We start from the raw sequence: 17,970 nt of genomic DNA on the forward strand, positions 1-17,970 counted from the left end.
CCAGCCAAGAGGCCCTTATGGCAGCATCACCGATTTACTTTGTCGAGAGTAACCCAAACCTGCCCGCATTTTTGATTTTTGTCGCGCAAGGGCACGATAAGGCATTGCCTAAAACGCGGGCATTCCATGAGGCGCTATCGGCGCGAGGGGCAGCGAGTAAACTGTTCGTCATAGACGGCCTGAGTCATCGCGAAATGGGATTGGCGCTCGGGGAGGCGGATTCATCCATCTCGCAAAAAGTTCTGGAAATGATTTTAGCGGGGGTGGTTAGTCCGCCACAGGAGTAGATGAATTATAAGGTCGGAGTCTGGCGGCAGCAGATTTTTAGCGTTTTATTAATGGTCTATCGGTTAGGATGACCCGGTAATTTGAGGGGGAGGATGATATGCGTAACGGTTTTACACTTGTAGAGCTTTCGATAGTTCTTGTTATTCTGGGTTTGTTAACGGGGGGAATTCTCGCGGGACAAAATCTTATTCGCGCCGCTGAATTGCGGGCCGTCACTAGCGAATTTACGAGCTATCAAACGGCTATTATGGCCTTCAAAGAGAAATATCTCGCACTGCCTGGTGATTTGAAAAACGCTACCAACTTCTGGGGTGCAGCGGATTCTGACCCGGCTACCTGCCGCACCACGGCCTCAACGGGTACAGAACCCTGTAACGGTGATGGTAATGGCCAAGTTTTAGCCGCCGGTACAACCGGTAATGAAATGTTTCGTTTCTGGCAACATTTAGCCAATGCAGGGCTGGTTTCTGGTAGTTTTAATGGCATCGCGGGTAGTTTGGATGTTGATGATGCTGAGATTGATATTAACTCTCCTTCCAGCAAGTCGGGGAATGGCGGCTGGCAAACAAGCTATATTGGCGGCGTATCGGGAAGTACGATCTATTATGATGGTAGCTATGGGCACATCATGGGAGTGGGCGCAGATACGGATGCCTCACTTTTGGGGCTATTGGCAGGTCCAACTTTCAAGCCCGAAGAAGCGTGGAGCATTGACAGCAAAGTGGATGATGGAAAACCGGCAACAGGACAGGTTTTCAACTGGCTATCAACGAATACCGCAACTCCGGGCTGCACGACGACCGATGATGCCGACACGGCAGAATATGCGCTGACCTCATCGGATATCCTCTGTGCTATCGCCTTCCGAAACGCCTATTAACTATCCCCCCCCGCTTCATTCTCACAAGAGAAAGGGTGAGATCGCTCGTCATGTCCCCGCATGGCGAGCGACAAGCCCGCCAGACACGTTCTCTTCCAGCCCTATCCGATGTGCCAGAAAAGCCTTCCCCGGCTTTGGAGGGGGCCGCCTGAGCGGCGGCAGAGCGACCAGCGCACTAGCGCTTGGGGTAGCCAGTGCGAGGGGTTCCCCCTTAGCGGAATATGCCTCACCGGCTTCGGAGGTGCCGCCTAGCGGCGGTAGAGCGACCACGGCCAGCCGAGGCCGGATTTCGCCTGCATGGTGCGCCGCACCATGCTCCCGAATGGGATTGTGAAATCTGGTTGAGACGGGCCGTTAGCCTGCGTGGCAACTGAACGCGTTCCCCCTGACTAGGGGGCGGAGGGGGTTGACTGATGCTCGTACAAATCGCAGATTTGTGTAGACGAGCATCTTAACCCAATCTTCACACTTCTCAGCTAGGCTTTCCGGTAATGTTGAGGAATGTACTTTGTCGCACAACGCCCGTTTCGCGAGCGCGAGGCCATACCGCCATCGGTGGTGCGGCCTACCGCGCTGGCGAAAATCTGCGTGCCTATGGTCAAGGCGAAAACGGCCAAGATAAGACCTTCCGATATAGCAACCGGCGCGACGTGGTGCGGGAGACCTTCATCATGACACCGAAGGAAGGAGCGCCCGACTACCTGACCTCTGAGCAGGCCCCAACGAAGGCGCAACTGCGCGAGCAGCGTATGGAGCTTTGGAACGATGTCGAGGCCCGCGAGAAGGGCAAAACGGCCCGCCTCGGACGCGAGCTACAGCTAGGCTTTGCCTACGAGCTGAACCATGCGGATCAACGCGCTTTGGTCGAAGAGTTTGTTAAACGCTATGCGACGGAAGGCGGCGAGCGCGAAATCAAGGTTCAGGTAAAGACGAAAGCCGGAACACGAATCGACACGAAGAAGGTTCAAATAAACTTCGTCGCCGATGTGGCGATGCACGACTATGGCAAGCGCATCCCGTTTGCTGGCGCGAGCGACGAGCAAAGGGCAAAGATACGGAACTGGGCAGAGGCCGGTATTCCGTTTGTGAGCGCTGAGGATGCCAAAGGCATGGAAAGTGCCCATGTGCGGGAGAACCACGACCGGCACGGCAATATCACGTCTTATCAGATATACCAGCCTCACGCCCATGTTAGGATCACCCCGAGAACGGTTGAAAATGGCGAATGGTCTAATGACAAATTCGCCTCTCGGGTTCTGAATGAACATAATTTCGCGATGAACCTGCGCTATGACTGGGAACACCTACAGAACACCTATTTGGAGCGAGCCGGTTCCGATGTGCGCGTCACCTGTACGCCGGAGGTTCAAGACGGCTATCCGCTTCACGTCCAGACGGAAACAAAAGATCCCGTAACGCGCAATATCGAAGAGCGGCTAAGCGAAAAGTCTGAGCCAATCAGCGAGGAAGTTGCGGCAGAGCGCGAGAAACAGCGCGAGCGGAACCAAGAGGCCCAAGAAAAACTCGCGATAGATGACGAGTTTCGCGAGGTTCATAAAGAAACGCTGCGCGAGCTACAAATCGACCAGTTCCAAGAGGAAAATAGCGGCGATGCGCCGGAGGCGCAGCAATATCGCATTGTGGAGTGGTATCGGAATGTCGGGCGCAGGCTGGAAGGATGGCGCGATGCCGTGCCGGAGAAGGCCGCACAGTGGCAAGAGCGGTTGCAATCCATGAAACCGCGCCTAAAGGCATGGTTCGGATATAGCCCGCCTGATCCCGAGGACACGGCATCACGAAACGGGGCCGATCCGCCAGAACCGCAACGCACTGAGCCGGAGCACGATAGATGATCGACTCTTCCGGCCATAGCGTCCCGATCCAGAAACGCATAATCAAGCAACGTGGGGGGCCACCCACGGCGGATGGCGCTCGGGAAAATTATGGCGGGAGACCGATGGCAGGCGAGACCTATCAGCCGTTTGAAATCGAGCAGATGCCGCGCACGGCGTTTCGCATCTTCCACTATAACCGCAAGGGGCTGCTAGAGCGGGACTCGTTCTATTTCCATAGCGTGAAGGGCCTGCGCTTGCGCGAGGGCCAGCACGGCGGGGTTTTGCTGTCCTTCTACTCGGACAACCGCGCGGTGACGCTTCGCGGCGGGTTCAGTATGCACGCGGTGGCTGAGGCGATTGAAGATTGTAACTTGGCGACACTGACCGTTTTTCACCCCGAGATATGGGACGGAGTTCCCGAGGGGGTTGAAGCGATCGACCGCATAGCGATCGACACGCTGGCCATACCGGGGCAGGAACGTCGCCAGCCCATAGACGAAGAAGATTTTGACGACCGGCTCCCCGGCGACAGGGCGTTGAACTAAGCGTCAACGCTCAGGATCACCAAAGATAAGAGTTCAGGGGAAAAAACACCTTGCTCGAATCAAAATCAAGCACCTAGGGTTTCAAAAACGCCGAAGACATAGACTTACTCCTAATTCAAGAGGATCGTCACTATGTCGAACCCCGCGCAATCATTCGTAAATGGACTATTAGGTGCACCAAGTGCAATCGCAGCCGGTATCGACAATATACTCTCGACAGCAGGATTTACATCTAACGATTCACAGCATGTGCAGAATTTTGCAAATTTTGTTACGTTTGTGCAGCGCGCGACATTCGATTCTGCCATTCGGAATATGGCAGTGATCGTAGCAGACTATATGATCAGAGAAAACCCGGGTCAATTCGCAAGCGCAATAGCCTCTGCCGGAGGGGGAATGGTTGGAAAGAAGGCTATAGTTAATGCATGCGCCACAGCAATTTCCAACGGCGCGAAAGATGCAGCCAAAAGTGTCGCCCGGAAGCGGCGTGTTAACGCCGTAACCACTATTCTGACCGTTAGTGAGTTTGCCGGAAAATCAGGTGCGGCTGCAGATCGTCTAAAAAGAAGCAACCCTGATTTATACGACGAGCTTGATAGACATGGTTTGGTTGGTGGGTACTTTCTAATTGAGCCCGTGGTCACATAAATTGAATGAAGAAAATACTAAACCCGATAAAGACTTCCGTCCGGAAGGTTTCGGAGAAACGAAAACTAAACAGAAACAGAGGTAAGGCATTCCTTATTCATGGGAGGGATGCAGAAGCCGCTGATTGGTTGAGGTGCTGCCTAGACGATTTAGACGTACTGATCGTGCGATGGGAAGATGCTGTTCGCTTACCGTCATCTGCCTCACCTTACACCCTTGACGTGGTAAAGACCGGTCTAAATGCCGCTGACATTGCCGTCGTTCTTTTCTCTCCTGATGAAGATGTATCACTAAGGGAAAAGTTTCGCTCAGGCCAACAGGACATAGGACAGCAAGCTAGGCCAAACGTTTGGGTGGAGGCTGGTATGGCGCTTGGACTTTCACGTGACCGAGTGGTTTTAGTCCAGATGGCTAGCTGCAGGCCTGCAAGTGATCTAAGTGGCTTAAACTATATTTATATGGACATGAATGCCGACCGCGGGGCCTTCCTTAGAATATTAGAAAATCGTTTGCAATCATGCGGATGTCGAACTAGTATAAGAATATGAGTTTTGAAGATTGGGCATCTCGTTTAGATACATCTGGAAAGTATAGCCTTGTAGGCGCCACCACAGGTTTCATGGCACCTATATTTTACTACTCTCTTTCTTCGTTCCCCAAATCGCCCACCAAAACTGTTTTTTCGCTAGTGACAGGAACTGCGATTGGCGCAGTCGTTGGTAGTTCTATCGGATTTTACAGGGGTACAGATAAGAACCTAGGCCCATCAATTTAGTAAACACCTTCTCTGCTGCGTTACCGAAGTCCAGAACTAGGCGTTAATGCTCAGGCTCGTCTAATATCTCCGTCTCCAACCGTTTGGCCGCTTGTGGGGTCTTCTCGACCTGTTTTCGGTTGCGCGGCGGCACCCGCTTTTTCCAATCATCCGCGGCCTCTGGCTTGCGTGGTTGCGGCGCGGCGGGCTGTTCCGGCTGTGGCATGGGAGCGGGTTCGGAAGGTGCCGGCTGCGGCTTCGATGCCGGCGCTTCCGTAAGGGTCTGCAAAGGCCCGTCCTCGGCCTTAGACGATGATAGCGCGGGCGGCACGGCCAGAACCGCGCCAAGGGCCTCCGTGGGCCTCTGTGAAGCCTGTAGAACGCTCTGGACGGCAGGAGGCAACCGTTCGGCCCATTGCTCTTGCTGTTGGTGCTGGAAGGCGTGTTTGAGCGGGGGCACAGCAACCGATACCGGCACGGGCCGTTTGATAAAGTTCCTCACGCGCAAGCGCCGCAACGGCGGGAGCGGTTTGCGCAGGGGCGGAAAGGCCCCCAGAAACCAGCGCAGCATGACCGACAACATGATCAACCCGACGATAACGGCGAGCAGGGTGGTGACCGCGTAAAGCTCTGTTTCATTGGGCGGGAGCGGAATCCATTGCTGCAAGACCATCGTAACACTCGGCAGTGCGAACACCTCGAGCAAAGGATCGGCCTGCCATCCGGCAAGGCCAATGATAGCGAGGGGCAAGAGCCACCTAGCGGCGGGTTTCGAGATAAAAACGAGAAGCTGGTACAGCAGGTAAAGGATGCGGCGCAGCAGGTAAAAAAGGTATCTGATCAGCCAGATCATGACGGCTCAAACACGCTGATCGAACGCCGCGATAACGTAATTTTCGCGGGTGTGTCGCCATGTGTGGCCGCTTTTGAGCATGACCGCATCCACCTTGTATTTGTTGGAGGCGGTGCCGGTGCGCAGTTTGTTGGTGAAGAAGTTCGGCGGGACGATCCTCGCCAGATATTGCGAGACGGTGGTACTTGAACCGACATTGTGGCCGTCTTGGCCGCTCTGGGTGTTATTGCCTTCGGCCTGCGTGTTGCCGCCACTGGCCGAGAACCCGTCTGACGTTTGCTTTGACATCTGATCGAGCAATCGCTCGCCGATCAATCGCGAAGCATCTTCATTGGTCGTGTGATCGGCGTTCGCGTGCCAAATGCGGTTCTGGAATTTCCCGAGCAACGCATCGGCGGCGTGCTCGTTTCCGCTGCCAAGCGCAGCATAGAAGCTCTTAACATCTTGGGTGATATAGACCCCACAGGTGCGGTAACGGCGGGCGTTCGAGAAAAATTTGGTGTCCTGGTCGCTCAAGAAATACTGGCACTCGTCGGCCCACAGCACGACGCAACGCGACTTTTTGAAATCCTTTCCCGCATCGCGCTCGCGCTGCTCCATGGCACGCTGGAACAGATATTTGAAAATCGCCTGCGCGGTCGCTCCGGCTTTACCGTAGAGGTGAACGGGCAAATCCAGAATGATGATCGCCCCTTCCCCAGCGAGCTGGGGCACAAGATTGGTATCGGTGCAAAACAGCTCGTGCAGTTTGCCGGTCATGAAGGGGTAAAGCATACTGCTGATGGTCGCGATCACCGAAGATCGCATCCGGTCGCCCATGTCGGGGAAGCGCTCCGTCCAGTAGTCGCAATAGATTTCAAGGTCGGGATAGGTATCGAGTAGCTGAGAAGCAAGCGCCAAGGTCTTCGCGCAAAAGGAATGCTCCGTCCATTCGGGGTCGTTCAGCTGCTGGGGTGACTTGGGCGCGGTGTCGATGAAGGACATGACCTCGCGCAAGCGGATCGACTCGTAAACGGCGTGGAGGATCGGGAAGACGTTGCCCAGCATTTCAAAGGCGGAGTCATAGAAAAACTTATTTTCCCCGCTGCTGCTGCGCCCTTCGGCGATGTCTCCGGCCTCGGATATCCGTTTGATGATGTCCAGCAGGTTGGTGTTGAACCCCCCTGCCCCGAGCGTTGCCATGGTGTAATCGAGGAAGTTGATGCGGCGCGCGGCGGTCGCATCCATGACGATGATCGAGCCTTCGCGGCCCGTCTCCTTCGCCAGTTCCTCCCACTGCGCCCGCTCTGCGTCATGGGCGCACATGACCAGCCCCCCGCAACCGGCCTTCAGGTAGGCTTTGGCCAGTGTGCGGGCTGATCCGCTGGTCTTCCCGCTGCCAGTGCCCCCAAGGATCACGGTGCCACGGAGACAGTCATCGAGGGTGAGCACGTCGCGTTTTCCGACCTTCAACATCGGCGTTTTAGGCTCGTAGTGATACGGGATCGGGCTGTTCTTTCCGAAACGGGTCATGTCACACCTCTATTGAAAATCCTGTCGGCGTAATTGGCGCGAAATCCTGTAGGATGATGTCAGATTCGCAAGGAAACGAAATCAGCCAAGGGCGGGCCGTTATGGCGGGTGGAACAAGACGTTGGAGCGCACAGCTCAATGATCAAAGCAAACAATCGGCTTTGCGCCATGCTGGTGAGCGCGGCGCGGTTGGTTTGCTCAATGCGCGGGAAGATGTCCGGCAAAAGCTGATCGAAGAAGGCTGGTTCGGTCGCAGCGCGGACGGCCAAGGCGCGACCTATCAAGGGATGTCGCCGGAGACTGAGCAAGGGCATGGCATTCATGGCCCTGCGGATGAAGTGCAGGCCGGTACAGTGTCGGGGCAGAACGAGGGCCATACGCAAGATTTTTACGGCTCGCCCAACTGGCAGAGCGTCAAAGAGGCTTCGCATAGCGAGGCGGGCGCAGATCGCGTGGGCCACACGGCAGAGCAACAAAAGGCTTGGGAAATGAAGCAAGCGCAGGCGCATGAGGTCTATGGGCAAGGCCGTGAAGAACCTGAACCGGAGATGTGACAGGGCTTGCCCTGAAAGGGTCTTCACTCTTGGCCTTTAGGACCGTCTGCCAGCAATAGCTTAGGCTGCGGTGCGTCTGGGTCTTTGTCGCCGGGCATCCATAGTTTCGGCGGCGCGGCCTGCTCAGGCGGTGTGACGGCTTCACCATCGGCAGGGTGTTCAGCGGTCGCTTGGGCCTGCGCAAGAAGCTCTTTTTGCACATCAACTTCCAATGTGCTGGTGAAGGCGGTGCGGTAAAAATCCGGCTCGGGAACGCTGAGACTGACGCGGATAGCGGTTGTCGGTGAATGCATACGGGACTGTATGAACCCGCCCAACACGGCCCATAGGATCGTGACAGGCCATTTTCCATTATTGGCGACGAAATCGACAGCGTTTTCAATGGCGTTGCCGACCGTGGAGATTGTCGCGGGAGACACAAACCAATCCAGATAGCTGTGCTGCGCTTGGTAGGTTATCAGCGCGTTGACGGTCTCGCGGAAGCTGTAGCGGGCGGCATAGTTGTCGTACTCCGTCCAGACAAACAGCATGATCAGCGCGATATTCACGGAAATCAGCGACGTAATGACACGATGGGCCACTTGCGGCGTTACCCAAGAGCGGATCGGTGTCACCAGAACAAAGATCAATGCATAGTAAACAAGCACAGCCCATTGGTTCATGTGAATGCGACCGATAGGAGAATTCCAAAACCATGGGTCTTCTGAAAAAGCGCCACCAAAAAGAAGCGGTAGAAGGTCAATTACGGGAATAACGAAGTATGAGAAAAAGTCTCGGATCGTCGCATGAATCGCGTTGACCGCATAAGTAACTGTTCCAGAAAACAAGGTGTATAAGATGTTTTCAGTGGTCGAGGCGTTTTCTAAATATGCCTCAACGCCAAGGGCGAAAGCCAGTTCAGCTACAAGATAGATAACCACTGCGCCGATTTTAAGGATGAAGGGGTAAAGGATGATTTTCCAAGCGAGCCGGTCGGCCCCAGTCCCTCGAAAGTGAGGGTGCAGCAACGCAAGTTGGTAAGGCAGTCTGACATAGCCCTCCCTGCCCGCGTGGGTGGTTCGGTTGGCCGCGATGTAGGGTTGTAGAACGTAAGAGCGAAACCGTTCTTCCACCTCTTCAACGCCGGTGGTTCGGGTTGCGGTGAGGATTGCGTTTGTATCGACATGGTTAAATGGTTTGAAAAATTTTCCGCGTTCGGAAAAATAACGATCTTCTAGGACGAAAAAGTAAGTAAGCGTCAGAAAAATAGGAATGATAATCGGATAGATGATGTCATGAACGAAGGCAGGCGAAAGAAACCAAACGAGAAATTTGAAGGTTGGAAAAAACTCGTCACCTCGTTCATGTAATCCGTTGAATGCGAGGAAGCATAGAGCGCCAACTAAGATCGCCGCGAGAAAACTCCCCGTCTTTGGGACTTTGTAGCTTCTAATATCGCGCGTGATTCCGATGATTGCGGGGAGAAAAAAGCTTCCAAGGGATAGATAGCCCAGAAATTGGTCGTTAGTCATATTTCAACTTCATTTGGATTGCCGGAACGGCAATTCGCGGAGCCACAAGGCAAGATGCCTACTCTTCGCGGTGCGAATCCCTCACTCGAATTCCCTACTGGTATATCTGGCTTCAACCTGAAGGCGGGCGAAGAAATTCGTTATGCGTGGTGTGAAGCTGCGTTTTGTTGCCCTACTGCAAAAAATTCAGACTTTTTGATATGAAGGGCCAAAGGGCGCCACAGGAGGCCGCTAGGCGCTTGTTGCACCCCTACCCCCCACAGATGACCGACAAGGGCATCTGTGGGCCTTCTTTGAGGCCCTGAGGGGGTCTTGTTTGTTCCCTTTCCCTTCGGAGCCGCGTTCGCTTGCCCTCGTGAAAGGGCTGGAAGGGTTCACCTTGCAAAAGCGCGTAGCGGGAGCAGAGCCACGCGCAGGGGCCTGCCCCGAGCATGGCGAGCACCCACCTTTTGCAAGGGGGTTCCTGTAAGCCCTAGAGGGCTAAAGAAGCGAAAAGCGGCGAGAGGGACGCGCGGGAACATCCCCCTTTCCCTTTGGTGAGCGGAGCGAGCCTCTACCCGCAGGAGCCAGAGGCGACGGAGGGGAAGCGGCAATCGGCCCAGCGGGCCGATGCCTTTTCACTGCTTTGCTTGTCCGGCGACTAGCCGGACGCAATTTTTGCGGCTGCTTCGCAGCCGCTTGCATTCAGGGAATGCGGTCGGCCGATCTGGTGGGGGTCTGCTCGCCTAGCAGCAAGGGCGTAGTGAAGTCTCAAGGTTAAAGATACGAAGTATGATTAAAAGAAGAAAAGAATAGGAGAGATGGGTAGTCGGAAAAAAGCAAATAAAACCAGCGCCTTGTGGTGTGAAATGAATGTCTATGTGTGAGCTATACAATCCACTTGCGCGGAAGTGTGAGCTATACCATCCACTTTTTCGGCTAACTGTGAGCTATACCATCCACTTTGGGGCCTTCTGGCCTGTGGATAATCCCTGCCACAAGATGCGATAATCCCAACTGCGAGCTATACCATCTACTTACTGCGAGCTATACCATCCACTAGTGTGAGCTATACCATCCACCCTAGCGCCAGTTATGCACAGGAGCTTTGGTCAAGGCTTCGGCTTAATGACAAGGCCGGTCTTTCCCGCCGCCTGCAAAGCGTCTGAAGAGCGCTTGTTGGCCGCTTTTTGCTCCGAAACGAAGTGCGGCGTAGGTTTAACGGTGTAGCGTGCGTCGATGACCTTACGGCCCTCAAGCAACGGGGCCTCGGTATAGTTCAGCACCACGCCGCGATCCTTCAGCTCATCCAGAGCAGCACGCACCTTGCGCCGGTTGTCGGCGGCCCTACCCTGCTGCAACAGGCCGCTATGCTTGGCGATAGTCGTAAAACTGAAGTGATAGTCATTCAGGAGCGAGGCTTGTTTTTAGCGGTGAATAAGCTTGCGATAAATCCAGCGCGATAGCTGCTCGTCGCAGGAGAGCAACCGATCAAGGTTGAACTGACGGAACTCCAAGTGATTGATGCTATGGCTGATGAACAAAGGAAGCCGTGCTTGGTGGTGTGCTTCGGAATCGGCTCGGTACTCTTCGCGCCCGACCGTCACCAAATCCTGCAGGATCGCGCCTTTCCAGCGGCGTTTGCCGTTGACAGAGACAGACAAGACGCTTGAGGCCATGAACTCGATGGCCTGATTGATTTCGACCACGCTGCGCGATCTGCCGCGCTGCTTCAGCTCGCGGCGGATCATGTTCAGGGTAAAGCGCACCCATGTCGCATTGTTTTCGACATCGTGCAGGCCATAGGATTGATCAGCGAGAATTTTCTTAAGCGCCTCTTCAACCAGCTCTTCAGTCGCGCCGGGGAAGAACGCTTTATAGCTGCCGTCATCTTGTTCGATCAATGCGGGCTGGACACGCACGGAGAACTCTTTGCCGTCCAGAGTGTAAGACCACTCAAACGGATCGGCATGGCCGCTGCTGGTGCGCAGTTTGGCAACCTGCTGCGGCGTAAAAAAGTATTTGGGTATGTTGTCCCATATCTCGACAGCATTGGAGACCTCTGCCGTGTTGTTCGCGACGAACTGCGAGAACAGGTCATATTGAACGCTGTTGCGGGGCGTAGAGGGAGGTTTTTTCAACGATTTTCGCGGGGCCATACAATACCTAGGATCAGGCAATCCTACCTGTCACCCTGCCCTGCAGGCAAACGCTAAGCGCGGGTTGTGGATTGATTTCTATGGCTTCATGCTCCCATGGCCTCATGGGAGCATGGCCCAGAAGGAGGTTCAAGGCATGATCCGGCAGGGTGAACAGACGACCCTTGGTGTGTGATCGCACGTTGGGTGTGTGATAACACAGTCCGGTGCGAACGGCCTAACCGCCATGGGACCATGGTCGCATGGCTTCCTGTTACCATGAAACCACGCCATCATGCAATCATGCACACATGGCCCGTTGGAACCGTGGCCCCATGTTGTGAGAATCTGCCATTCATGGTATGAAAAAAGCATAACGATAACAGGGCAGTATCATCATGACGTATATTATTGGCATGGTTTCGCAAAAAGGCGGGGCCGGAAAGAGTACCTTAGCGCGGCTGTTTGCGCGGGAGCTGGCGGCGGATGACTTTGCGGTCAAAATCGCCGATCTGGACACACAGCAAACCACTTGCGCAGAATGGGCGGCGGATCGCGCGGAAGCGGGGATCGAGCCGGAAATTCAGGTGCAAGCCTATGCCAAGATCGAGACGGCCTTGCGCGAAGCTTCGCGTTTCGATGCATTCATCCTCGATGGTCGGCCTCACTCGTCGGATCAAACCATGCAGATCGCGAAAGCGGCTGACCTGATCGTCATCCCGACCGGCCAGACGAAGGACGATCTGCGACCGGCGGTGAAGCTGGCGCATAGCCTTGCTGATGCAGGCATCCCCGAGGAAAAAATCGCCTTCGCGCTGGTGAAGACGACCAACAGCCAAGCAGAGCTGATGGCGGCGAGGGAATATCTCGACCAGACGGATTACACGGTGCTGGACGGGCATTTGCCAGTTTCGACCGCTTACGGTACGGCGCACGATGTCGGGCGGGCGGTGACAGAGACAACGCACAAGAGCCTGAACGTCAAAGCGGAGACCTTGGCGCAGTCGATCATTGATCGTCTGGCGGCGCTGGCTCCGAAGCAGGAGGTCGCATAATGGCAAAAACCGCTGGTCTGGCAAAGAAAGGCGCACCTCCGGCCCGGGAAGTGACGAGCAACGTCATCGAGGCCGATCCTCGGCGCAGTGAAGGCAAGACGCGCCCGCTAAAGGTGCAAGTGCCTGAAAGCATCCTGAGCGAGTTTAACGGCGAAGCGAACGAGCGCTTCGAGCACCGCAACGGCTCAAAGTCCAAGCTCTTCTTGGAAATGTGGGAAATATATCAAAAGCATAAGTAACCATGGGGCCATGCTCCCATGGTTACTTGGCTATAATTTTATTGAAGATTGACCGTGAGCTTGCGCCCAAGCACCTCTGCCGCCCGAGACAAGGTGCCAAGCGTCACCCCGTCCTGTTCGGGATCAAGCAGACGGTCAAGTTGAGATCGGCTAGTGGCAAGCTTGCGTGCCATCTCAACCTTGCTGATGCGCTTTTCCTTCATCGCTTCCGCGAGTTGGTACGCCAGTACACGCTTGATGGCTTGCGCAGTGGTTTCTTCAAGGGTGCCTTGCTCCTTGAGAAAATCATCGAAGGATGAACCCACGGAGCCGCGTTCGATATTGTCAGCCATGCCTATAGTCCTTTCATCCGGCGTTCTGCCGTGTCCAGTTCATTGGGCGGGGTCTTCTGCGTCTTCTTGATGAAGCCATGCAGCAGCACCATGCTGCCGTCATGGACGCAAAAAAACACCCGTGCGATCCGCCCATCTGAAAGATCGGTTCTGATCTCCCACAATCCACGGCGACCTGCGATCTTCCGGCAAAGCGGCATCCCGACCGGCCAGCCAAATTCGGCAGTGCGGATATCGTCACCGATTGACTTGCGGTCATCTTCGGATAGCGCAAGCAACCAATCCCGTACCGGCTCCCGACCGCTTTCCTGCTGGAAGAACTTTGCAGGTAACTTTTTCAGTTCGCCAGTCACATTATGTACCTATTTTGGTACATAATGCAAGGCCAAACTGATGGTGCATGAAAAGTCTTTAGAATCATGAAACTGACGCTAACAGCAATATCAGACAAGCGCAGCTATGAGGGGCGATCTATCCACACCATGGGGCCATGTACCCATGGCAACATGGCTATTCGCCTAGCTGGCGCTTGAGGGTGTTGAGTTGCTTGCGGGCTTTGCGCTTGGCCTTCTTTTCCTTGCGGGTTGAGTACCAGTAGTGAGAACCGACGAGCACGAACAGCACGCCGGAAATGGTCGCGCCGGTTCCGACCACGGCCCGATCCATGCCCCAGAAGGCGAAGAGAATATAGCAGATCACGACAGGGGCCACGACGATCACCCAGCGGAAGGCCCACGCGAACCAGAACACAAACCAGAGGGCAAAGACCGGCCCGAAGATCAAAGCGACCATTTCGGGGTCGGCCTGTTCATAGGCGATCAGATAGTAACCGATCCCTAAAAAGGCGAGCATGACGAAGGCGAGGGAGGAAAGCTTCTGCTTCATGGTCAATTCCCGTGGTGAATCTGGCCGATGTTTCAAAAGTTATGACTTTTGCACCACAGCGCAAAAGCAAATGAAATAAATGCCCCGAGTTGGCGCATTATCTTGGTGCAAAACTATGTGCCTCTGAGACAATGCACGTATGTTCATCGGATATGCCAGAGTCTCGACAACAGTCCAAAATCTCGACCGCCAAATCGCGGCGCTGCGCGATGCCGGTTGCGAGACGATTTTCAGGGAAGCGGCCTCGGGCAAGAGCGTGAAGGACAGGCCGGAGCTGGCCCGCGCGATTGACCAGCTCGGGAGCAAGGATGTTCTGGTTGTTGCGGAATGGGATCGGGCAACGCGCTCGATGCTCGATGGCATCCAGATCATGCAGCGCGTGGCGGAGCGCGGTGCGGCGATCAAGGTTCTCGACAAGCCGCATTTGGATTTAACCACACCCATAGGACAGGGGCTTCTGGCACTGCTGTCTGCTCTGGCCGAAGATGAGCGGCAACGCATCCTCAAGCGTGCAGCGGAGGGTAGGGCCGCAGCCAAGGCCAAAGGGCGACTGATGGGCCGCCCTGCCGCTCTGAGCGAGCATCAGGCCAACAAGGCTCTGAAACGGATCGCAGCAGGCGACAATATCCGCGAGATAGCCCGCGACATGGGCGTGTCACACTCGACCATTTCCCGACTGCAAAAGCGGGTAGGGTAGTGACGCGAAGCGGTTGCTTTTTCTCAGTGTGCTAGGCCGCACGCGCCCTTTCGTTGGCGAAAGACCGGCTCCAAAGCAATGAGGGGCTAAGGGCTTCGCCCTCGCGCGGTCAAAGGGTGGGTGCTCGCCATGCTCACATGGCCTCATGGGGCCATGCTGCGCGTGGCTCTGCTCCCGCTTCGCGCCTTTGCCCTTGCTACCCCACTCTCGCCGAGGGGCAGGCCCGAAAGATGGTTCTTTCGGGCTGCTCCCATTTCGGGGCGCATCAAAACAAAGAAAGTTGGTCTTCGATCTTCCAGCCATTGGCTTGTTGCGCCTCCTCGGGATCATACTCAGAAAGCAGCCATGTCGCCTGCGCGTCCGGCGTGAAGAGTTTGACGACCGGGTGATGATCGACCTCTGCTTTTCCGCTCTGGTTTGCGCGGCTGTTGGCAATCATCTGATCCAGTAAGGCTTTAGGAAGCGGCTTCATTGGTCGCCTCCTCGCGTGAACGTAGGTACAAGGCACCATCCCAGTTGATGGGAATGGTATCGAGTTGGATGCGGTTAATCTGGCCTGCATCATCGGGCCAAGCGGCTCCGATAGTGTCGTAGGCGTTGCGTTGTTGTCCGTCTGAAGCGGTGTAGCTACGTGCCTTATAGACGACGCTGTGAGTGGGTTTAGACATGGTGTCCTCCGTCTTAGTTGGGGACGATGCGCCCTTCGCACCGTCTGCCAGACGATGCACAGCGCGGAACCGGCGCTGTCGGTCGAGGGTGCGCCCGAGACCCGGCCTGCGCAGCAGAGTCCGCAGCGAACGCTGGACAGCCCGAGCCGGTCGGCGATGTCAGAAAGGCAGAAAACGGGAAGCGAAGGGGCAGGGGGCTCGCGGACCAAAGGATCGGACAATCGGCCCATGTATTGCGCTCTGTAGGTGCAAAGCACCGCTTAAAGCACGAAGTCCTGCAAGCCGAAGAGTTTGACAAGGGCAGGGTGAATGGAAATCAGGCTGCCCTGTCGCTGTTTAGACGGCGAAGCTGGAGAGGTACGGGAGGTGCGACCCTCTCGCGAATGGAGTGAACCTGTAAAAGCCTGCCCGCCTGCGGCTGGATCTTGCGAGTTCCGCTCGACCGTAGAAGGTATCTTGAATGCTGGCGATGCGCTAACCGGTTGGGCGGCAGGTTCAGATGTCTGTTGGCTGATGCTGTCCGATGGTTCGATGATGATCACTTTCGGCTGTGACGGCACAGGCTCTACCGTGATGGGGGTGCTAGCAGGTGACGGCACATAGGTGACGGTGAGTGCACCATCGACATAGGCAAAGCTGTAATTGTTATCGGAGCCGCCCGCGACGGTAATGGCGTAGCTGCCTGCGGTGCTGCTGAGCTCGGCCAATGTGCTGGCGGTCGGGGCGGTGTCGAGGTCGCTTTCATCGTCGCTGCCGACGAAACCACTATAGCTGATGGTGAGGGCCGGATTCGGGTCGCCATAGGATTTGCTGGCATCATCTGCCGTGGCAGTGAGCGTGGCTTTATTAACCGTGAGTGTGCCATCCGTATAGCTGATGTCGTAGCCCTGTTGGCCGGAATAATAGCCCGATGGGGTGATGGTATAACTGCCAACATTCACCGCCCCTGCCGCACTGCCGCCAATCGCCAAGCTGCCGGAGAGGTTAGCGACTGACTCACCCGCCTTAAAATTGTTGCCGCTGACGCTGGCCGCGCCAGCCGTGAAGGCGTTGCTGTCATAGGTTTTTGTTACATCGTCTGCGGTGAGTGTCAGCGCTGTCAGGAAGTTGCGAAGCAGTGGATAAGTATCGCCGTCATAAATGCGCCAGACCGACGATGAACCGCCCGCCGTGGCAATGTCCCAACCTGCACCGCTGAAGGTCGTCGCGGTCATCATCTCGGCGGTCGTCTTACCCGTGCCGCCGTCGCTTGTGGTGATGCCAGAGGTTTCCGTGTCCCAGAAAGTGGTGGCATTGTCAACAGTGCCGCCACTAATAGTCTGGCCAATGAGTCCTTGCCCATTTACGCTGGCGCTTAAATCTCCGACAGCGTAGGAACGTTCCACATGGCCGCCATAATTTCTACCGACCAATCCGCCGACATAGCTGCCACTCGTTGTAACGCTACCAGAAGCGTAACTATCTGTAATTGTGCTCGCAGCGTCGCCATAATTTCTACCGACCAATACGCCGACCTCATTGCCGCTAGCATTTACCGTGCCGAGCGCATAGCTTTTGCTAATGCTGGAATTACTGCCACTAATCCCGACCAAGCCACCAACACAGTCGTTGCCCGTCACCGCACCGGTCGCATAGCTGCCTGAAATGCTACTGTTGGTTTTGCTGTGTCCGACCAATCCGCCGGTATAATCAACACCGTCAACCGCACCGGTCGCATAGCTGCCTGAAATGCTACTGTTGCCACTATAGCCGACCAGCCCGCCGGTATCAGTCGTGCCGCTGACCGATCCGGTGGCGTAGCTGTTAAGAATACTTGCATTTGTAACTGATGTACCAACAAGACCACCTACTCTGCTAGAAGTTCCGCTAACATTTCCTGCGGCGTAACTGCTAGTTATGCTACTTATATAATTTCTCCCAACAAGACCACCTACTGTACCAGTTCCACTTACTGATCCCGTGGCATAACTGTTAGTAATTGCGCTATTAGTTGATTGGTCGCCTACTAGTCCGCCCGTACTAGTTTTGCCATTAACCGTACCAGTAGCATAACTATTAAAGATTTTTTGATTATTTGCTTGGCCGATGAGGCCGCCCGTCTGATTTCTGCCTGTTATATCTGCGTTGGTGATGCCCACGTTGTTTATGTTGGAATTAACCGCATACCCAAACAATCCAACAAAGTCGGTTGTTGATCGATCAATAAACAGACCATCGACAGTGTGGCCGAGTCCATCGAACGTGCCAGTGAAACTGGTGACACTATCGCCCACGGGAACCCAGCCCGCACCCGCATTCCAGCCAGAGGTGGCGGTGGCGTCGATATTGCTGCCGAGGACGTAATGGCCTGTGAGGTCATTGTTCATATTCTGCAAAGCGGTGAGATCGTTAATCACCGTATAGGTATTGCTGTTGATGATGAGGCTACCCGAGGCGCTGTAGTCGATGCGGCCATTGAAGCCGGAGCTGTCGAGGTCCATTTTCAGTGCGCCGCCAGACACGCCGGTATCCGCGCCGTTAGTGGTGGCCGTATTCACGGTGAGGGCACCGGTGCCCGAGACGGTGACGACATTGTTGACCAGCACATCACGCGCAGC

At 55.3% G+C, this 17,970-nt stretch carries 21 protein-coding genes; 10 read left to right on the forward strand and 11 right to left on the reverse strand.

Annotated elements, in window-relative coordinates:
* The 6 genes from ATO3_RS27560 to ATO3_RS29615 all read left to right on the forward strand — a co-directional run.
* A partial coding sequence (locus tag ATO3_RS27560) for a hypothetical protein (RefSeq protein WP_233152355.1) occupies positions 1-287 on the forward strand: 287 nt, incomplete at its 5' end.
* Positions 288-385: 98 nt separating this feature from the next.
* The gene (locus ATO3_RS27565) at positions 386-1,168 is read left to right on the forward strand and encodes a type II secretion system protein (RefSeq protein ID WP_088652957.1); all 783 of its coding nucleotides are present in this window, start codon (positions 386-388) and stop codon (positions 1,166-1,168) included.
* A gap of 491 nt (positions 1,169-1,659) precedes the next feature.
* Positions 1,660-3,021: a MobA/MobL family protein gene (locus ATO3_RS27570; protein ID WP_088652958.1), complete on the forward strand. Its 1,362-nt coding sequence runs from the start codon at positions 1,660-1,662 to the stop codon at positions 3,019-3,021.
* 104 nt (positions 3,022-3,125) lie between these two features.
* Positions 3,126-3,548 (forward strand): hypothetical protein, encoded by a 423-nt coding sequence (locus ATO3_RS27575; protein WP_143747406.1) that lies wholly within the window; start codon positions 3,126-3,128, stop codon positions 3,546-3,548.
* A 132-nt stretch (positions 3,549-3,680) separates the two neighbouring features.
* Positions 3,681-4,196 carry a hypothetical protein gene (locus tag ATO3_RS28700; protein WP_143747407.1) on the forward strand — a complete coding sequence of 172 codons (516 nt, stop codon included), beginning with the start codon at positions 3,681-3,683 and terminating at the stop codon, positions 4,194-4,196.
* Positions 4,197-4,201: 5 nt separating this feature from the next.
* Positions 4,202-4,744, forward strand: coding sequence for a TIR domain-containing protein (locus ATO3_RS29615; RefSeq protein WP_088652960.1), 543 nt, complete (start codon positions 4,202-4,204; stop codon positions 4,742-4,744).
* Between the two features lie 270 nt (positions 4,745-5,014).
* On the opposite strand, the gene ATO3_RS27585 is transcribed toward ATO3_RS29615, so the two are convergent.
* A complete protein-coding gene (locus ATO3_RS27585; RefSeq protein WP_088652961.1) occupies positions 5,015-5,803 on the reverse strand; it encodes a hypothetical protein in 789 nt (262 codons plus the stop codon).
* Positions 5,804-5,809: 6 nt separating this feature from the next.
* A complete protein-coding gene (locus tag ATO3_RS27590; RefSeq protein WP_088652962.1) occupies positions 5,810-7,315 on the reverse strand; it encodes a TraM recognition domain-containing protein in 1,506 nt (501 codons plus the stop codon).
* 53 nt (positions 7,316-7,368) lie between these two features.
* Here ATO3_RS27590 and ATO3_RS28705 point away from each other — a divergent pair, with 53 nt between their 5' ends.
* Positions 7,369-7,869: a hypothetical protein gene (locus tag ATO3_RS28705; RefSeq protein WP_143747408.1), complete on the forward strand. Its 501-nt coding sequence runs from the start codon at positions 7,369-7,371 to the stop codon at positions 7,867-7,869.
* A 23-nt stretch (positions 7,870-7,892) separates the two neighbouring features.
* Here the strand turns inward: ATO3_RS28705 and ATO3_RS27600 are convergent, their stop codons facing one another.
* The 3 genes from ATO3_RS27600 to ATO3_RS27610 all read right to left on the reverse strand — a co-directional run bounded on the left by ATO3_RS27600 (position 7,893) and on the right by ATO3_RS27610 (position 11,500).
* Entirely contained in the window at positions 7,893-9,380 is a 1,488-nt protein-coding gene (locus tag ATO3_RS27600) for a hypothetical protein (RefSeq protein WP_088652964.1), read from the reverse strand.
* A gap of 1,091 nt (positions 9,381-10,471) precedes the next feature.
* Positions 10,472-10,720 (reverse strand): hypothetical protein, encoded by a 249-nt coding sequence (locus ATO3_RS27605; protein WP_088652965.1) that lies wholly within the window; start codon positions 10,718-10,720, stop codon positions 10,472-10,474.
* 66 nt (positions 10,721-10,786) lie between these two features.
* Positions 10,787-11,500: a hypothetical protein gene (locus ATO3_RS27610; RefSeq protein ID WP_143747409.1), complete on the reverse strand. Its 714-nt coding sequence runs from the start codon at positions 11,498-11,500 to the stop codon at positions 10,787-10,789.
* 395 nt (positions 11,501-11,895) lie between these two features.
* Here ATO3_RS27610 and ATO3_RS27615 point away from each other — a divergent pair, with 395 nt between their 5' ends.
* Positions 11,896-12,552: a ParA family protein gene (locus ATO3_RS27615; protein ID WP_088652967.1), complete on the forward strand. Its 657-nt coding sequence runs from the start codon at positions 11,896-11,898 to the stop codon at positions 12,550-12,552.
* On the forward strand, positions 12,552-12,791 hold the full coding sequence (locus tag ATO3_RS27620) for a hypothetical protein (protein ID WP_088652968.1): 240 nt from the start codon (positions 12,552-12,554) through the stop codon (positions 12,789-12,791). Before ATO3_RS27615 ends, ATO3_RS27620 begins: the two co-directional genes overlap by 1 nt.
* 38 nt (positions 12,792-12,829) lie before the next feature.
* On the opposite strand, the gene ATO3_RS27625 is transcribed toward ATO3_RS27620, so the two are convergent.
* The 3 genes from ATO3_RS27625 to ATO3_RS27635 form a co-directional block, all read right to left on the reverse strand.
* Positions 12,830-13,123: a helix-turn-helix domain-containing protein gene (locus tag ATO3_RS27625; RefSeq protein ID WP_088652969.1), complete on the reverse strand. Its 294-nt coding sequence runs from the start codon at positions 13,121-13,123 to the stop codon at positions 12,830-12,832.
* Positions 13,124-13,125: 2 nt separating this feature from the next.
* Positions 13,126-13,476: a type II toxin-antitoxin system RelE/ParE family toxin gene (locus ATO3_RS27630; RefSeq protein WP_088652970.1), complete on the reverse strand. Its 351-nt coding sequence runs from the start codon at positions 13,474-13,476 to the stop codon at positions 13,126-13,128.
* 157 nt (positions 13,477-13,633) lie between these two features.
* The gene (locus tag ATO3_RS27635) at positions 13,634-14,008 is read right to left on the reverse strand and encodes a hypothetical protein (protein WP_088652971.1); all 375 of its coding nucleotides are present in this window, start codon (positions 14,006-14,008) and stop codon (positions 13,634-13,636) included.
* 139 nt (positions 14,009-14,147) lie between these two features.
* On the opposite strand from ATO3_RS27635, the gene ATO3_RS27640 reads away from it, so the two are divergent.
* Complete coding sequence (locus ATO3_RS27640) at positions 14,148-14,705, forward strand: recombinase family protein (RefSeq protein WP_088652972.1); 558 nt, start codon at positions 14,148-14,150, stop codon at positions 14,703-14,705.
* Positions 14,706-14,970: 265 nt separating this feature from the next.
* Here ATO3_RS27640 and ATO3_RS28710 read toward each other — a convergent pair whose 3' ends face one another.
* The 3 genes from ATO3_RS28710 to ATO3_RS28720 form a co-directional block, all read right to left on the reverse strand.
* On the reverse strand, positions 14,971-15,177 hold the full coding sequence (locus ATO3_RS28710) for a DUF2958 domain-containing protein (RefSeq protein WP_143747410.1): 207 nt from the start codon (positions 15,175-15,177) through the stop codon (positions 14,971-14,973).
* Positions 15,161-15,373, reverse strand: coding sequence for a hypothetical protein (locus tag ATO3_RS28715; protein WP_143747411.1), 213 nt, complete (start codon positions 15,371-15,373; stop codon positions 15,161-15,163). The genes ATO3_RS28710 and ATO3_RS28715 overlap by 17 nt, the downstream gene beginning before the upstream one ends.
* 260 nt (positions 15,374-15,633) lie before the next feature.
* Positions 15,634-17,970, reverse strand: a 2,337-nt coding sequence (locus ATO3_RS28720; protein WP_198963370.1) for a GLUG motif-containing protein, incomplete at its 5' end; no start/stop codon positions are given.

Origin of the sequence: Marinibacterium profundimaris, from assembly GCF_002210095.1 — a bacterium.
In the GTDB taxonomy this organism is placed as follows: Bacteria; Pseudomonadota; Alphaproteobacteria; order Rhodobacterales; family Rhodobacteraceae; genus Marinibacterium; species Marinibacterium profundimaris.

Coding starts and splice junctions, on each gene's coding strand:
- ATO3_RS28700 (WP_143747407.1), top strand. CDS start 3,681: ATGTCGAACCCCGCGCAATCATTCGTAAATGGACTATTAGGTGCACCA.
- ATO3_RS27565 (WP_088652957.1), top strand. CDS start 386: ATGCGTAACGGTTTTACACTTGTAGAGCTTTCGATAGTTCTTGTTATT.
- ATO3_RS28710 (WP_143747410.1), bottom strand. CDS start 15,177: ATGAAGCCGCTTCCTAAAGCCTTACTGGATCAGATGATTGCCAACAGC.
- ATO3_RS27635 (WP_088652971.1), bottom strand. CDS start 14,008: ATGAAGCAGAAGCTTTCCTCCCTCGCCTTCGTCATGCTCGCCTTTTTA.
- ATO3_RS27585 (WP_088652961.1), bottom strand. CDS start 5,803: ATGATCTGGCTGATCAGATACCTTTTTTACCTGCTGCGCCGCATCCTT.
- ATO3_RS27640 (WP_088652972.1), top strand. CDS start 14,148: ATGTTCATCGGATATGCCAGAGTCTCGACAACAGTCCAAAATCTCGAC.
- ATO3_RS27620 (WP_088652968.1), top strand. CDS start 12,552: ATGGCAAAAACCGCTGGTCTGGCAAAGAAAGGCGCACCTCCGGCCCGG.
- ATO3_RS28715 (WP_143747411.1), bottom strand. CDS start 15,373: ATGTCTAAACCCACTCACAGCGTCGTCTATAAGGCACGTAGCTACACC.
- ATO3_RS27615 (WP_088652967.1), top strand. CDS start 11,896: ATGACGTATATTATTGGCATGGTTTCGCAAAAAGGCGGGGCCGGAAAG.
- ATO3_RS29615 (WP_088652960.1), top strand. CDS start 4,202: ATGAAGAAAATACTAAACCCGATAAAGACTTCCGTCCGGAAGGTTTCG.
- ATO3_RS27590 (WP_088652962.1), bottom strand. CDS start 7,315: ATGACCCGTTTCGGAAAGAACAGCCCGATCCCGTATCACTACGAGCCT.
- ATO3_RS27575 (WP_143747406.1), top strand. CDS start 3,126: ATGGCAGGCGAGACCTATCAGCCGTTTGAAATCGAGCAGATGCCGCGC.
- ATO3_RS27570 (WP_088652958.1), top strand. CDS start 1,660: ATGTTGAGGAATGTACTTTGTCGCACAACGCCCGTTTCGCGAGCGCGA.
- ATO3_RS27600 (WP_088652964.1), bottom strand. CDS start 9,380: ATGACTAACGACCAATTTCTGGGCTATCTATCCCTTGGAAGCTTTTTT.
- ATO3_RS27625 (WP_088652969.1), bottom strand. CDS start 13,123: ATGGCTGACAATATCGAACGCGGCTCCGTGGGTTCATCCTTCGATGAT.
- ATO3_RS28705 (WP_143747408.1), top strand. CDS start 7,369: ATGATGTCAGATTCGCAAGGAAACGAAATCAGCCAAGGGCGGGCCGTT.